Origin of the sequence: Anaerococcoides asporogena (genome assembly GCF_029590275.1) — a bacterium.
Taxonomy (GTDB): Bacteria; Bacillota; Clostridia; order Clostridiales; family Clostridiaceae; genus JG1575.
On sequence record NZ_CP120965.1, the window covers coordinates 3044072 to 3059923 of the forward strand.

The 15852-nt window shown below is 51.5% G+C and carries 13 protein-coding genes and 1 riboswitch; of the genes, 2 read left to right on the top strand and 11 right to left on the bottom strand.

The window, feature by feature from the left end; translation table 11 throughout:
* Positions 1 to 9: 9 nt before the first annotated feature.
* Genes P6M73_RS13980 through P6M73_RS13990 form a run of 3 tightly spaced genes read right to left on the bottom strand, consistent with a single transcriptional unit; the run spans position 10 to position 5058 of the window.
* A complete protein-coding gene (locus P6M73_RS13980; RefSeq protein ID WP_277853642.1) occupies positions 10 to 3177 on the bottom strand; it encodes an ABC transporter permease in 3168 nt (1055 codons plus the stop codon).
* Complete coding sequence (locus P6M73_RS13985; protein WP_277853643.1) at positions 3174 to 4373, bottom strand: hypothetical protein; 1200 nt, start codon at positions 4371 to 4373, stop codon at positions 3174 to 3176. Before P6M73_RS13985 ends, P6M73_RS13980 begins: the two co-directional genes overlap by 4 nt.
* Positions 4366 to 5058, bottom strand: coding sequence for an ABC transporter ATP-binding protein (locus tag P6M73_RS13990; protein WP_277853644.1), 693 nt, complete (start codon positions 5056 to 5058; stop codon positions 4366 to 4368). Before P6M73_RS13990 ends, P6M73_RS13985 begins: the two co-directional genes overlap by 8 nt.
* A 562-nt stretch (positions 5059 to 5620) precedes the next feature.
* Between P6M73_RS13990 and P6M73_RS13995 the strand changes: the two genes are divergently transcribed.
* Entirely contained in the window at positions 5621 to 5956 is a 336-nt protein-coding gene (locus P6M73_RS13995; RefSeq protein ID WP_277853645.1) for a hypothetical protein, read from the top strand.
* 299 nt (positions 5957 to 6255) lie between these two features.
* Positions 6256 to 6942, top strand: a complete 687-nt coding sequence (locus P6M73_RS14000; protein WP_277853646.1) for a HEAT repeat domain-containing protein — start codon at positions 6256 to 6258, stop codon at positions 6940 to 6942.
* Positions 6943 to 7129: 187 nt separating this feature from the next.
* On the opposite strand, the gene ribH is transcribed toward P6M73_RS14000, so the two are convergent.
* The 8 genes from ribH to P6M73_RS14040 form a co-directional block, all read right to left on the bottom strand.
* Complete coding sequence (gene ribH / locus P6M73_RS14005; RefSeq protein ID WP_277855783.1) at positions 7130 to 7600, bottom strand: 6,7-dimethyl-8-ribityllumazine synthase; 471 nt, start codon at positions 7598 to 7600, stop codon at positions 7130 to 7132.
* Positions 7601 to 7735: 135 nt separating this feature from the next.
* Positions 7736 to 8986 carry a bifunctional 3,4-dihydroxy-2-butanone-4-phosphate synthase/GTP cyclohydrolase II gene (locus tag P6M73_RS14010; protein ID WP_277853647.1) on the bottom strand — a complete coding sequence of 417 codons (1251 nt, stop codon included), beginning with the start codon at positions 8984 to 8986 and terminating at the stop codon, positions 7736 to 7738.
* Positions 8987 to 9336: 350 nt separating this feature from the next.
* Positions 9337 to 10017, bottom strand: a complete 681-nt coding sequence (locus P6M73_RS14015; RefSeq protein WP_277853648.1) for a riboflavin synthase — start codon at positions 10015 to 10017, stop codon at positions 9337 to 9339.
* Entirely contained in the window at positions 9990 to 11132 is a 1143-nt protein-coding gene (gene ribD, locus P6M73_RS14020) for a bifunctional diaminohydroxyphosphoribosylaminopyrimidine deaminase/5-amino-6-(5-phosphoribosylamino)uracil reductase RibD (RefSeq protein WP_277855784.1), read from the bottom strand. Before ribD ends, P6M73_RS14015 begins: the two co-directional genes overlap by 28 nt.
* A gap of 161 nt (positions 11133 to 11293) precedes the next feature.
* Positions 11294 to 11407, bottom strand: a riboswitch (FMN riboswitch).
* Between the two features lie 363 nt (positions 11408 to 11770).
* Entirely contained in the window at positions 11771 to 12280 is a 510-nt protein-coding gene (locus P6M73_RS14025) for a hypothetical protein (protein ID WP_277853649.1), read from the bottom strand.
* A 261-nt stretch (positions 12281 to 12541) separates the two neighbouring features.
* Positions 12542 to 12964 carry a hypothetical protein gene (locus P6M73_RS14030; RefSeq protein ID WP_277853650.1) on the bottom strand — a complete coding sequence of 141 codons (423 nt, stop codon included), beginning with the start codon at positions 12962 to 12964 and terminating at the stop codon, positions 12542 to 12544.
* A gap of 174 nt (positions 12965 to 13138) precedes the next feature.
* Positions 13139 to 13378, bottom strand: coding sequence for a hypothetical protein (locus P6M73_RS14035; RefSeq protein ID WP_277853651.1), 240 nt, complete (start codon positions 13376 to 13378; stop codon positions 13139 to 13141).
* Between the two features lie 75 nt (positions 13379 to 13453).
* Positions 13454 to 15244: an IS1634 family transposase gene (locus tag P6M73_RS14040; protein WP_277853652.1), complete on the bottom strand. Its 1791-nt coding sequence runs from the start codon at positions 15242 to 15244 to the stop codon at positions 13454 to 13456.
* Positions 15245 to 15852 lie beyond the last annotated feature (608 nt).

The following is a 15852-nucleotide window of genomic DNA, read 5'->3' on the forward strand; positions in this document are numbered from 1 at the left end:
TGTGCCAGATTAAAGCTGGCGAATGTTGTGGATGGGGTGATTGCGCAGAACCCGCCGCAGCGGCAGGTAGTAAATGAGCGTTCCGATTACCAGGAATCCGGCGGTTACCAGCAGGTGATCCAGCCAGGGATAGAGCCACAGCTCTCCCCGCAGCAGCCCGACAAAGTGGGACCTGACCAGCTCCCAGGGATTGCTTTGCACCAGTCGGACAACCAGTACCAGGAGGAAAATGGCGTGGGACAATGCCACGGCTTTCAGACTGTAGGTCAGCCCGGTTCGCAGGTAAGCCCGTTTCAGTTTCCTGGAATTGACCCCCAGAGACTGCAGGGTACCGATGGTCAGCCGTTCCGCTTCAATCCGGGCCTTGCTGATGTTGAGCTGAATCTGCAGAGCCACCAGTCCGATGATAAACGCTACGATCAACACCATCACGCTGATCCGAAGGGCAGCGTTGAATCGGCTGATTTTGTCGGCATAAAGATTCTGAACGCGGCCGCCGTATCGATGAGCCACCTGCTGGATCTTGAGATAGGACTCATCGCTGTGATTCTGACCGGTCCAGATTGAAGTCCGCTGGGTTCCATACAGAGTGGGCACCAGGGTCTGATTGGGCGGCGTGGCCGCCAGCAGTTCAATGTTGCGATTGCTCTGCGTCATCTGGCGGATCAGCGACTGGCTGCCCAGAACCACCGGATGCTCGCGATCCTGGCTGAAGGGCCAGATGCCAAACTCCGGGAAACTGGTCAGCAGTTCCGCTACCTGCAGATCAAACTGCGAGGGCGGCAGAACATTTCGCATTGTTTCCGTGTTTTCTTCCGACTGAAAAGTCAATCGGACTCTGGCAGGGACACTTCCCTGCCACTGCTCCATCACCGGAGAATCCCTGAAATCAAAGGACAGGCGAGCCCCGCAGGTCTTCTCCAAAACAGCTCCCGCCAGAGCTTCCGGCCGGACACCGTTCAGTTCGTCGACCTTTGCTGCAGCGGCTTTCCCCCGCTCCATAAAGTAGGATGGATACAGAATCACCACCGACCGGCCGCTTTGAAAATCATCGGCCTCCAGCCGGTTTCCGGTTCTCTCGTTGAGGGTCTCATACAGTGCCGTTCCCGGCTGAATTCCGTAGACATTGACCTTGCGCTGGCCCTCGGTAAAGAAGGTGGGGTACTGCTCCGTATCGGCCAAAGTTACAAACAGCTCCCCCTTGCGGCTGAGCGGAGTCAGACTGGCCGTCAGGCCATAGAGGGGATCCTTCCCGTCTCCCTGAACCGACAGCTGTCCGCTGCTGCGGCCGATCAGATGTTGCAGTTCTGTCACCGCTCCCGTCGCCTTCAGGTCCCGATCAAACTGTGTCAGGTCACGGGAACTGAGAGCATAGGGGAAGGTCAGATCATAATCCGGCATGCTCACCGCGACGACTTGATCACGGTATTTGGCGAACGCCAGAAAAGACAGGAGCAGGCTCAGGATTGTCAGCGTAAAGATCACGGTATAGATGATCTGGGTCATGGCGGACTGGCGCCGGGTAAACCGGCGATGATGGGCCAGAACCTGGTTCAGGTTGCGCAGGGGACGTACCCGTGCTCCCAGAATCCGGCGGACGGATGCTCCGCGTCGGGCGCGGCCCGCCTCGGTTTTTCCCGTCAGGGGGATGGACCGGACTTTGCGCAGCGGCCCGAGAACACCCAGCATCACGGCCACCAGGCCGCTCAGGATACTGAGAGCCAGGATTCCCGGCTGAATGGTGAACTGGTAGCCCGGCGTTCGATCAAGAATACCGCGGGAGGCCAGGTTCGCCAGACCGATTCCCAGGCCCAGCGCCAGGGGCAGCGTCAGCCCCGTCAGAAGAAGCAGTTCCCAGATCAGCAGCTGCCGGATCTGGCCAATGGTGGCACCCACCGAGCGAAGCAGCCCCAGCTTGCGCAGGCGCTTGCCCAGCTGACTCAGGTAAAGCTGGAAAACCCCGAAAAGCGTAATGAAAAAGATGAATACCAGAATGGATAACGCCAGAATTCCATCGGTGGAGTCTCCCGGCGGATACGCCAGGGTATTGGCGACCACCTTACCGTCGCTTCCTGCCGGGAGCTTCGCTCCCTCGGCCAGCCGTACGTAGTGGTTCACCGGTACCGCGTAGTTCGGATCCTTTGCCACCTCCGTCTGAAGCAGCCCCCGCTCAATGAATTTCTCCGAAGCCGCCTGGGTCACCAGTGCGGTCGGCAGCTGAGTCGACGGCCCCTGCCAGGCCGTGCTGATCGTGGCATAGACCCCGGTAAGTTTCAGGGTACGCCGAATAATATAGGATTTCTTATAGGATAATGACAGACTTCCCGAAAATTCCGGTTTTGCGGCGTCGGGCCGGGTAAGCTGTGCCAGCAGGTAGTCATTGTAGAGGCTGAGCCGCTCCAGCTTTTGAGTCGGACTGAGATCTTCCTGGTTCGCCAGCAAAGAGAGGTCGACCCAATAGTCAAAATTCAACAGCTCCTCATTGGGAATCAACAGCGTATCCTCGAAGTGATCCAATCCCCGGCGGCGTTCCCGGTTGCCCGGCTGTATGTTCATCAACTTGGGAAGATCCCGCTTCATCAGCTCTGTCATTTCCTCACTGCCCCATGTCTTGCCATACATGTCAGCCATCAGCTGCCGGAATGCCGGATCCGTCCCGGCGAGGAAATGCTCCATCGCCTTCTCCTGCATCAGTTCCCGCGTCTGCTCCGGCGTTCGATCCGCTTCCAGATCATACAGGAACACCTCGGTATCCGCGATCAGCTCATCCCCGATCTTGGGTATTTGCTCAAAGTAACTCAGCTGATTGTTTTCCAGGGCGACTTCATCGGCTTCCGAGGGCAGTCTGCCCTCAATAAGGGATAGCCCCGCCAACTGACGAAATCCTTCGTCAAAAGATGCCAGCGTCCCGAAATTCGGGGAGTGTCCGATGATCCGGTTGGTGCCCCGCACTGCGGCCGGAATTTCAGATAATGGGTCCTCCGCTTGCGCGACACCATAGGCAGCATACTCCCAGGTTCCGTACAGCCGCTGGCGCTGAATTGCCTTAGCCGTCTCGCTGTTGGTGTAAAACGTGGAGGTCAGGATGGAAAAGACAAAGGACAGAAACAGGACGGACAGGAGCATGAATGAATCTTTTTTACGGCCAAGCAGGCCTTTCCAGGCAATCTGAATCATGGTTTCCTCCAATCAAAATCCGGCTTCAGCTGAATATCCATTGAAAGAGCCGAACTCATAAAACTGTGGGCCGCTTCCGCCCGCACCATGGCCCGGGTCTGGTCAACCTCCGCCTGGGCATAGCCCCAGGTCTGTGCCAGCTGCTCCGCCCCGGCCTGGTCAATCCGTTCCCAGGTGTTCTTGATCGGCTTTGACCAATCCGGATCCGATGACTTCTTTGTCAGTACAAAGTGGGTGATCACAGACTGCCATTCCGGCTTGCCCGTCATTCGAACCTCACCCTGATCCTCCGTCGGGGCAGTCAGGGCCTGCTCGAACACCAGCTGATGGGACAGATCGCCCTCCTGATATTCCAGCCATCTGGTGGAATGGCCAATGATCATTCCCGGCTCGTCATAGGGCAGCTCCAGGCGAGGAGCCTGCGGCTGTTCCACCGGATCCGGAATTTCCTGTTCCGGTCGGAACTCATACAGCAGCACCTGCATCAGACCTTTTAACTGAGTTGCCTGAGAGTCATTAAGCAGCGCATAGCTGAATCGTTCCTGCCGCGGATTTTCATAATGGATCAAATTGTCTTCATCCAGGATCAGGCTGCCCAGAGGCACTCCCTCCGCGCTGGTCAGATTCACCTCAAACAACGCCTGACGAACCTTGGTATCTTTGGGTTCGCGCAGCAGGGTCAGCATCCGCAGATCCTGAAACAGCCGTTCCGGGGGGCCTTTGCGCTCCTGGCGGACAACATGGGTAAAGGACATGCCGGGCCGGTCTCCGAACAGCCCGCTCACCTGAATCGAGCACCCCTCCGCGTCCTGGGGAAACAGCTCCGCGGGAAGCTGATCTTCCCCGGTGCGAGTTCCGTGAACCACCTGAACCGCGTTGACGGCACCGGCAAACCCCTTGAGCGAATTTTCAATGGTGGACTGAAGCTGCCCCAGGTCGCTGAATGATTCGACGATGACGGTTTCTCCGTCCAGCCGGGTTCGGAAAACCTGACGGGAGGAACGCAGTCCTTCAATCCTCCGCATGACCTGATCGGGCGCCAGCGTTTCGCTTGACTGCTCCGACCGTTCCAGCCGCGCCAGCTTCAGTTGTTCCAGCCGCCGTCCGTCATTGGGATCCAGAGTCTGGATGTAAGTGCAGCCGGTGAAGAGCACCCCGCACAGCAAAATACCTGTCAGCCGAAGTGTTCTATTCATTGCCGGCCTCCGGCAGAGGCGACGGGTCGACGCGGCCGTCACGGATCCGGATGATGCGATCCGCCCTGCGGGCAATGGACAAATCATGAGTGACGATGATGGTGGTCTGATTCAGTTCCCGGTTGAGTCGCCCCAGAAGCTCCATAACATCATTGCCTGTTTTTTCATCCAGGTTACCGGTGGGTTCATCGGCCAGAATAATGGCTGGTTTGGTAATCAAAGCCCGGGCAATGGCTACCCGCTGAACCTGTCCGCCGGAGAGCTCATCCGGGTAATACTTCAATTTCCCGCGGATATCCAGCAAATCCACAATGCGTGAAAAATGATCGGGATCGGCAGTCTGGCCATCCAGAATCAACGGCATCAGAATATTGTCACTGACCGTATACTCCGGCAGCAGATTAAACGACTGAAACACAAAGCCAACCTGCCGCCGGCGCAGGTGAGACAGCTCCTCATCCGATTTGTCGTCGATCGACTCTCCCGCAATAAACACGGTTCCCTCACTGGGCCGGTCCAGCGCTCCCAGCAGATGGAGCAGGGTTGATTTCCCTGAACCGGATTTGCCGATGATCGAGACCATCTCCCCTTCCTCAATGGCCAGATCCACTCCCTTCAGAGCCTCCACCGCCAAATCGCCTTTGCCGTATGTTTTTTTCAGACCTTCTGTTTTTACGATTGCCATCTTCCTCTTCCCCCTTGTCTCAGGTCTGACCGCTCAGGCACAAACCATAAGTCAGACCGGATTTTCCGCCCGCAGATCCGGTCATTCGACCGCAGGCAAATATTGTAACATTATAACTATCTATACGAAATGAATCTGAAAACGATATTAAAAAGCCGTGAACACGCCACTGCCTGACCAGGCGTTCAAACAAGAACGCATATCCGGGAAGATGAAAACAGAGGCTGGCCCAATCAGAATTGAAATTTTCAATCACAAAAATGTTTAATGATCTTCTGATAATCGGTTCATGATGACAAAATAATCATTCGCACCCAGTCCCCCGGAACAATACGGTATGATAGACTCAAACGACTGAAGGAGGTGCCACGATGAACAATAAGAAGCTTCTCTTCTTTTTGGGTCTGCTGACCGGTTTTATTCTGTCTCATCTCTTCCGCAGCTTCTGATCCTTATGACCGCCAACTCTACGACAAATCGCGTACCCGGAAATCATTCAAAGTCACCGGAAGGAAAGAAATTATGCCGTGTGCAGCCAGTTCAGGAAAAGAGGAAAATCATTATGGATAAAGCCTATAAAGTTGAGATCATCAAATCATTTTTCGAGAAAAAATATCACGACAGAATCATCTATGAACTGGCCAGCAGGAAAAAGCGAAAACACGGAATTGGCAGACTGTCGCATCAGTTCGAAACGCTCTTAGACAAACGGTTCATGCGTGAGGTTAAAAAAACAAGCCCCGAAGAAATACTGGATCTGTTAAGGAAAGCAGGCGTCGACGAACTTTGCTATGTGATTTCCTTCCATCAGGATGCAGATGGAAAATATATGCCGCTGGAGGAAGGAATCCATTCCGTGTTTTATGCTGGAATGCCTTCCTTGGTCATCTGCAATTGAAAGCTGGCTTATTATGAAGGGGAACAATGCTATGGCCCTCCGCCACGGTACTTACTAATAAATGATTTGTTTTCTGCCAAAAACCAACCATCTTAGATTGTCCTGGTGATTTATTCTGATCTGCATGCCTGATCCCTGTGAAAGCAAATCACGGATGGCATTGAGTCCGTTCGATTCATTCAATGCTTCAACATCCTCTTTGCTGTTCCAACAGTTAAAAATGGCAACATCGACGATTGGAGTGATTCAACTATAAAGTGGCGCGGTCACCAGCCGACTGATCACGGAGGTAAAATGAAATGATTTCAAATCAGAAAAATGAAATGACTTCAAACGAGAAAAATGATTTCTTAGATCATCTGGAACAGCAGCCAGCACTTGGAGCGAACGATTTTGCACGGCTCCGTATTTTGGCCAAAGACTCCGATTCGTACATCCGGGGCAGACTTCCTTTCGTTTTGATGAATGCAGTCACTGAAGAATCATTGTCCCTGTTGATGACTCTGGCTGCCGATCCGGATCCTCTGGTTCGTACGGAAGCCTATGACTCGATGTCCGAGTTCCCCTTTCAGCAGGCGGTTGATCTCCTGTATGAAGCCGCAACAAAGGACCCGGACAGTCTGGCCAGATCCTATGCCATTATCTCCTGGGCTGAATTGACCCGGTGGCTGAATCAGCTAACAGCCGACATAATTGAATATGCTGACAACCAAAAAAACTGTGAAAAAAGCAAACGCTGCCTTCTAAGCTGGATCTACGCCCTTTCACTCTTTAAAAGTCACGGCATTACAGAACTGTTGACGTTCCTGAAAGACAAGGAGGATCACCTGAGAAGGACAGCTCTGTCTTATCTAAGCGATCTGCTCGATGAAAGTAACTGTGAAGAAATAGGACAAGGTGTCAGGGCTCTCCTGGAAGAAGAAACAGTCCTTCCCGTTCGTACCCAAGGTGAAAAATTACTTCAATCCATACAGCAGCTCCGATAAACCGGGGCTTGCGATGGCAGATACCATGAATCCCAGACTCAAAAAAAAAAGAAAAAACCGAATGCTCCCGGAGAAAGCGCGCTTTGCACAGCACGGTCTCTCCGGGAGCATTTCTGTTAAACAATGAGGTACCGTCCGATGAGGGCAATGCTGATCCGGTTTGTACCACTATTTACCTGTTTATGCCTTAGTTTGTCTGAAACGACTGAATGAGATTGACCATCTCGATGGCAGAAACGGCAGCATCAAAGCCTTTGTTGCCTGCCTTGGTTCCGGCGCGCTCAATCGCCTGTTCCAAATTGTCCGTAGTCAGAACCCCAAACATAACCGGGATCTGGCTTTCCAAAGAAACAGCAGCGATGCCCTTGGCTACTTCAGCAGATACATGGTCAAAGTGCGGAGTAGCGCCCCGAATCACGGCTCCCAGGCAGATGACCGCATCGTACCGGCCGGATTCCGCCATATGTTTTGCCATTAACGGGATCTCATAGGCTCCCGGAACCCAGAGCATCTCGATATCATCCTCTGCCGCCCCGTGCCGGCGCAGTGCATCCAGCGCTCCCTCAAGCAGCTTCCCGCCGATAAACTCATTAAACCGGGCTGTCACGATGCCAAATGTAAAACCCTGTGCCGTCAGTTTTCCTTCAAATACTTTCATCATAATCCTCCGTTGCCTTAATCCGGCTAATTTTTTCTATTCCAATGATCGATCTGACTCGATTGGGCTTGCTGCCCAAATGCTGGGTTCAAGTCACCTCAGTTCTTCCTGGTTCTGAACCTGCGGGCTGATCAGCTACACCGCGTTCTGTGGCTGAGTCTGGCCTTCAGCCGGATTTACGCCTTCTTCCAGGTGGAGCAAATGTCCCATCTTCTGCTGCTTGGTCAGCAGGTAATTGAGATTGCGCTCATTGTGATTCATTTCGATGGGTTCACGGCTGTCGATGGTCAGACCAAACCCGGACAGGCCGGCAATTTTCTTCGGGTTGTTGGTAAGCAGGCGGATGCGGCGCACGCCGAGCTCCCGCAGAATCTGAGCCCCGATCCCATAGTCGCGCAAATCTTCCGGAAAGCCCAATGCCAGGTTGGCTTCCACCGTATCCATGCCCCAATCCTGCAGCTCATAAGCCCGGATCTTGTTGAGCAGGCCAATGCCCCGCCCTTCCTGGCGCATATAGAGCAGGACACCTCGTCCCTCCTGCTCGATGCGCTTCATTGCATTGGCCAGCTGATCGCCGCAATCGCAGCGCAGCGAGCCAAACGCATCACCGGTCAGACATTCCGAGTGCACTCGAACCAGAACAGGTTCCTCTCCGGCGACATCGCCCTTAATCAGGGCTACATGATGCTCTCCGCTTGTCCGGTCCAAAAAGCCTGCCATTCTGAATTCCCCGTGTTTTGTCGGAAGATTCGCCTCACTGACCTTTTCAACCATCACTTCATGGTCCCGGCGGTAGGCAATCAGATCCGCAATGGTAATGATCATCAGCCCATGCTTCTCCACGAACTCCATCAGCTGGGGCACCCGCGCCATGGTTCCGTCCTCATTCATGATCTCACAGATCACACCGGCTGAGCTCAAGCCGGCCATCCTGGCCAGGTCTACGGCGGCTTCGGTATGTCCGGCACGGGTCAGCACCCCGCCTGCTTTCGCCCGCAGGGGAAACATGTGACCCGGCTGTTTGAAGTCCTCCGGTTTCGCATTCGAATCCAGCAGCCGCGCCACCGTCAACGCCCGCTCCCCGGCCGAAATCCCCGTTGTTGTTTCCATGGCATCCACCGAGACCGTAAAAGCAGTCTGATGAGAGTCTGTATTCACATTGACCATGGTTGGAATTCCCAGCTCCAGCAGTCGCTCCCCCGTCATGGGCATGCAGATTAGTCCTCGGCCATGCTGCGCCATGAAATTGATCGCCTGTGGCGTCACTTTCTCCGCAGCCATTAATAAATCGCCCTCATTCTCCCGATCCTCGTCATCCACCACAACGATAATCCGTCCGTTTCTGAGTTCTTCCAATGCTTCTTCAATCGTGTTGAATCGCTTCATATTTTCTCCCCCTCGTTTGTTTCAGGCTGTCAGCCTGCTCTATCATAAAATTGCTTTCAGGTTCTGCCGATCCATTCATCTTTCGTTGAATCATCCATATCTGTCTGTTTGGGTTAAGGCATTTCAGGATCACCGTTTGGGATCCTATTAAGTCTCTATCAACTGCTCGACCGCTTCTGCATTCGATTAGAATCTCTTTTCGAATCTCTTCTCGAATCTCTTCTCTATCTCTTTTATTTCTCTTTTCGATTCTTTCTGCAAAGAGATCACGTGTTACGGTCCGATCGGTAACAACTATCTTTTGGATTCAATCTGTGAGTGAAATCATCAGTTATTCTGGTGGCCGGCAGTTACAGGAATCCGTGAGCCGCCAGAAATCCGGTGTTCAGCTCTCCGGATTGTACAGGTTCTGGTTCTGGTCCCGATCCGGCTGCCGTGGATCCAGGCCCCGACAGCAACCGTTCCACGTATTTGGCGATCAGGTCGCATTCCAGGTTGACGGCTGACCCGACCTGCTTGTTAGCCAGGGCTGTATGCTGCCAGGTGTGCGGAATAACCGAGACCTCAATGGAATCCTGGTTCGCGGCCGATAAGGTCAGACTGATCCCATCCAGTGCCACGGAGCCCTTCGGGGTGAAATACCGCATCAAATGAAGCGGTGCACTGACCGTGATCCGGACTGCAATGTCATCGCGTTCCAGCTTTGTAATGCGGCCTGTTCCGTCAATGTGTCCCGAAACGAGATGTCCGCCCAGCCGCTGACTCAGCGTCAGAGCACGTTCCAGATTAACCGGATCGCCCGGCGTCAGATCCCCCAGGGTCGTCGCGGTCATGGTCTGGGGCATGACATCACAGGTAAAGCCACGGGCGTCAAACCGGGTCACAGTCAGGCACACTCCGTTCGTGGCAATGCTGTCCCCAGGCTGCAGGCCTTCCAGAACACGGGCAGCAGCAATCGTTACCTGGATCGACCGGGCGGTCCTGGTAATCGTGCGCAAAGCGCCTACTTCCTCGATGATTCCTGTAAACAACTGGCTGCACCTCCCTTTGCATGGGTTCTTTTCTCCGGCTGATTGACCTGGGCTTTGATCAGAAGATCTTCTCCCAGTTGACGCACTTCCTGGTAGGACAGCGCAACTGCCTGATCAAGCCGGGCAATTCCGATTCCGCCCACCGGGGTGCGAGCCGTCCGCCCCCCCAGGATTTTTGGCGCAATGATGGTTTGAACCTCATCAACGATGCCTGATTGCAAAGCCGATGCCGCAAGTTCACCGCCCCCCTCCAGCAGGATGCTGTCGATGCCCCGGCTGCCCAGCACACGCATCAGTTCCTGCAGATCCACCCCATTCTCCGCATCCGGCAGGACTGTCACCTGACAGCCCAGCGCTTGGAGCTGGCGCAGCTTTTCCGGCGGGGCTGCCGCCGTCGTCGCCAGAATCGGCGATACGCCGGTTGGACCGTGCAGAACCTTTGCCTGAAGCGGAATCCGAGCCGTCGAATCGACAATGATCGGTATGGGATGTACACCTTCCCGTCCTTCCCGCCGCGTTGTCAGTGACGGATCATCGGCCAGAACCGTCCCGATTCCAACCATAATGGCGGTATACTGATGCCTCAGCTCGTGGACATAAGCTCTGGCTGACGCTCCTGAAATCCAGCGGGATTCCCCCGTCACTGTCGCGATCTTGCCATCCAGTGTCATGGCCGTCTTCAGGAGAACATAAGGAACACCCTGGGCAATATGCTTGATGAACGGACGGTTCAATGCCCTGGCTTCATTCTCCAGAACCCCGCAGCAGACATCAATACCGGCTTTTTCAAGACACTTGATGCCCCGGCCGGATACCTTGGGATTGGGATCCTCCATGGCGATCACCACTCGACGGATCCCGCTTCGGATCACCAATTCGGTACAGGGTGGTGTCTTGCCTTGATGATTGCATGGCTCCAATGTGACATAAAGCTCTGCTCCCGCCACCGACTCTGTGGCAGAGTTGATGGCATTCACTTCCGCATGGGGTCCGCCATACTGCTGATGCGCCCCCTCACCGATGATTCGGCCGTTCCGTACCAGGACGGCCCCCACCAGAGGATTGGGACTGGTATAGCCGATTCCCTGACGGGCCAGCTCCAAAGCGCGCCGCATGAACCGGTCTTCACCGGACTGGATTCCTTGTTCCCGCTGAATATCCACTCTGATTCTCCTTTCTCTCAGTGTCGGACCATATCAAAAAGACCCTGAGATAAGCTCAGGGCCATAAAAACGAATATGAGGAGACCTCCGACCAAAAAATCGGAACATCATTCAATCATCTTCTTCCATCCAGACTTTACTGTCGGCTTCGGAGTTACACCGAATCAACCTTACGGTTCGCGGGCTGTACCGCCGGTAGGGAATTGCACCCTGCCCTGAAGACTCATTTAATTCTGTTCCTACAATACCGTCAGCAGCGCACGCTGTCAATATCATCCGGATGATAAACCGATCAATCCACACGGGGGTTAATTTTTCGATTGATAAAAATTTACCGTTGCATTCAGCAAAAGACCATGGTGGTAGCCCCTGCCTGCTCCGATTATTTCAATTCAGCACCTCCGGCAGAATGCGCCATTTTCGCGAAAAATACCGGAAAGGACTAATCCGACGGATCAAGTGCCGTCGGATCGTTCCGTCGATGTTGCTTTCGAAATCAATGAACCCTCCAGAGAGTCGTTATGAAGGTGCAATTCCCTGCTGGACCCACTGGCCTTCCTGTCACATTCATCCTTTCGACAACAAAAAGGTTATTTTGAGCGAGAAATCAATTCTTTCAGAATCTTCTCTGCTTCACCGCCCAGTGAACGATAATAGCTCAGTGTATAAAATTTCGAGTTAAGTTCAACGACACTTGCATCATCCCACTGATAAACAATCTGTCCATCGATGAGGATCTCTTTGAAACGTACGCCCTCACTCTTTTCATGAGATGCAGAAAGTGTAATTTCTTCTGAGGTTCCCAGATTTGCATGGATCGCGTATCCGATTACCTTCGATCTTCGGTCCTGTGTTTCACGATAGACTGTAAATGTGCAGTTCTGAGCCTTCAGGTAATTCTCGGGCAGAACGAAACCATGGGGTTCCACTAATTGTTTCATTTCCTCAAGAGAAGAAACTTCAGATACTGGCGAAGGGGCATAATAAATTCTGGCATAGATAAAACCGGCTGCAACGTAGAGAGTGTACGCTAAAATAGCCAGAGAGACTGTAATTATCAGGTACTTGAGTACCTTTCCAATGGTAATCCTGTGAACCATATTTTTCCTCCAAAGTGGTCTTCGCATTAGTTATTGATACTTAATTTATACGAATACTTAGCAAAACTGGCCGGAACCCATTTTAAAGCCACAACCGGCTCAGTAGTGGACGAACTTAATATATAAGGAGCTCCATACCACCCGGGATGGACACAATACTCATAGTCTCCATCCGACAGTTTTCGATAGCCATAGATGAGCATGGTATGAAAATTATAGCCATCAGCCAAAAATGTGGTCATCATGGCAGGATATCCCTTATCAATTTGTTCCCTTACATAAGCACTTGTTCAGAGGATCAACAATTCCATCAGCCCAACTTAGAGGACCCATCCCATAAGTTTGTGACATTAAATTATGAAGCTTGATAGCTTGAGGATAAAGCCCTGCTTTAAAATCGGCACTGACTAGCTTTTCCGGAGTGTATCCACTTAGAAGTACATTTGAATTTAGTGAATCAAGATAGGTGAGCCCCAGGCAGGTTGCCACCGCAGAGCAAGTACCTTCAGATGGAGATCCTACTTGATTATTGCCAAATGCTTTAATTCTTATGGCACCACGATTGTTGTAAAGCATTTTGGTTGTTACAACACTAGAGACAGATGCTGTCGGTTGAGTATTAATTGCCTTATCCTTCGTCTGCCCCAAGGAATCGGTCTGATTACTGCTCGTGATCTGATTCATAAGAATCTCGCATCCGGGCAATGTCTTGCTGGTTTGATCATTCGCTATATTATTAAATATGCCATTGTCTTTCACGTAATATTGAAATATTCCCCCATAATACTTTTTTGTCTGAGTATCGTCCGAATACGGACTGCTAATCTCTTCAGTGCACTCCATAACCTCAAGGGTATTTCAGTTGATTATTAAAAAACCTTTTTCGCCGCTGGCAAGGATATATGATGGTTGATCATCTCCATCATACATCAATTCAATTAGCGGCTTGTCACTGCCTATTTGTCGGCCCTCCATTGCAGCAATCGAATAGGAAATTTCCGATGACGAAAGATGATCCTGAACAGCCGCCTGTGCATTCCGTCCGAACAATGATACCGTGATCAAAACAACTCCAACAGCTAATATTTTAATTTTCATACATTCATCACTCCTAACAAAAGTAAATCAGCTGATTATTAATATTCTGAGTTTTACAGAGTTTTATACTAGAAACTATTCCTTAACGACCAATTGATTTTTACGTGGACGTCCGCGCTTACCCTTGTTCGTCTTTTTCACCACGTAGTCCGGGGCGCATCCCTCAGGGATCTCAAAGCCAAGAGCCTCGCATATGTCCACCTGTTTCCCCACAAATGGGGTAATGTACGCCTTCGTGTTGGGGTGCTCGATATAGCGAATCGGCCTCATCTCGTTTAACACATCCGCTACCGAATGAAACTGTTCGCCCAGCTTTGTTTTGCGGACATGGCTTAGGTAACAGCCCATGATCTGGGCAACAAAGAGAATAAAGGAACGACCAATTTTTCCAGTTTCCGTTGATGTACGCTGGCGGTCGGCTCCCAGGACCCCTTTCATCAGGGCAAAATACTTCTCCTGTTCATCCCGCAGCCTGTAATGCCGGTTAGCACTCAACGCATCCATGTCCAAACCATGGGTCGTGTTGGCAAAGAAACCTGCTTCTCGCCGACACCGGATGACCTTGGTCTCATCCAGGCTGAAGTCCTCCAGGATTCGAGTTTTCGCATTATACTTCAACCGATAAAACCGGTAGACCTGTTTGAGCGTTTCATCATCATCCAAGGGGATTTGGTTAACAAGGGACGCTTCCAAGGCTTCTCTCTGAGCTGCCAGAGCAATGTCCAGATCCGTTAGTTCATTGCCTCGGCGGATGGGATCAAAGTACAGGTTCAGTTTCAGATTTTCTGCTTTCTTGACGTTGTCACGCTGCCCTTCGATCTGGTAATCCATATCTTTCTGCAGATAGTAGATCCGTTCCTCCGGATCCACTTGCATACCATCCGGGTGGTGGCCGAAGTTTCCGAATTCATCGATCAACTGACGAACATGTTTCTGGCCGGTTTTGGTTCCCATGATCATGCGTTGCTGCTGGTCGATGTATAGTTCCAGATTGCGGATCGATTCATACCCCCGGTCAGTGATCAGGATGATTCGTTTCATGCCGGCCTGTTTCAAATCCTTCAGGATCACGGCCAGGCTTCGGGAGTCAGGGGTGTTTCCGGCAAAGCTGCGATAATAGACTGGCATGTGGCCATCCAAGGTGTAGACTACTACTTCCAGGGTTTGTGGAAGGGGCAGATGTTCTTTGTTCCGCCCGTAATGGATATCTGCCAGCGAGTGTCCGTAGCTGGAACAGCTTGTGGAATCGACAGCACAAACCTCATTGTCGTGGAGTCGGCGTGCCCGCAGACGCAAGAACGCCATGCGATCCTGCTCTGTAATGGACTGGGTAAACCTTGTAATATACGGAGAAGAGAGTGGCTTTGCCCGTGGTGTTTTTGCTATGCGCTGCCAGGAAGCCAGTTGGTTATAGGTCTCTCGTCCACAAAGTAGATAGAGGGCCAGTGTCATGAGGGTATCTACTTTTTCCTTATCTCCGTCAAATGTGCTCATGAGGTCGAATCTCAGGCCGGTCTGTTCCGCAATCTTCTCCAACAGCCATATGTCGCCATAGAGCCGGTTCTCATCCTGACTTTCAATAACCGGCCTTCCCGCCTTCCGTCGTCCTGACAGTTTGTCAATTTCACTTAGATCCCAGCCTTCCGGGAAGATGAGTTTATCTCGTTCCTCAATAGACTCCAGAAGATAATTCTTTCCCGGAATAAACTTAAGATCATCTGTTACCGTCCCCCAATAAACGTGACGGTATTCCCGTTTTCCGGTCTTTGGGTTCACTCTGGCCGGCTGTGTACTGGCATAGTGGTATCCATTATTGTGATGAATCGATACCCGGTAAGGGCTGTTAGAATCCGTGGGACGAGCCATTGTTATCCCCTCCTATTTTTAGTATAATTATACTAAAAATAGGAGGGGATAACAAGATGGAAAGGACTGATTTTCTCAGACATTAGAATGGTTTCAGGAGTTTGCAGATCGTTACTAGTATAATTGTTTGCAAAACTTAGATTAATATGATAGTACAATCTCATATAAATAAAGTCAATTTTCATTATTTTGTAATATTTTATACAATTTAATTCGAAATTATTATGTATTATCAATTTAATTTTAAAAAGTCAGTCATATAAGTCTTTCTCATTTCTGATGATCACATCAAATATCAAGGTCTATTTCATCGTTTCAACAAAAAATACCTCTTTTTAAATAGAAAACCAATTTAGAAATAGAGCTGTTTCCATGATCAGGATCGATCGCGCTTCGTAGAATGTGAATGAGAATGACGATCTCACTTGGGGAAAGGCTCACATCATTTCATTAAGTCATCGATCCCTTTCTTGAATCAGCTGATGCATTTTCATGGAGAGCAGCGGTGCCGGCAGCAGAGTGAATGCAGCGCCATATGCTCTGCGAATCCCCGTTCTGAACCGTTTCGAGGATCTGATCAGTCAGCTGAATCCATTCCAGCTTGATAT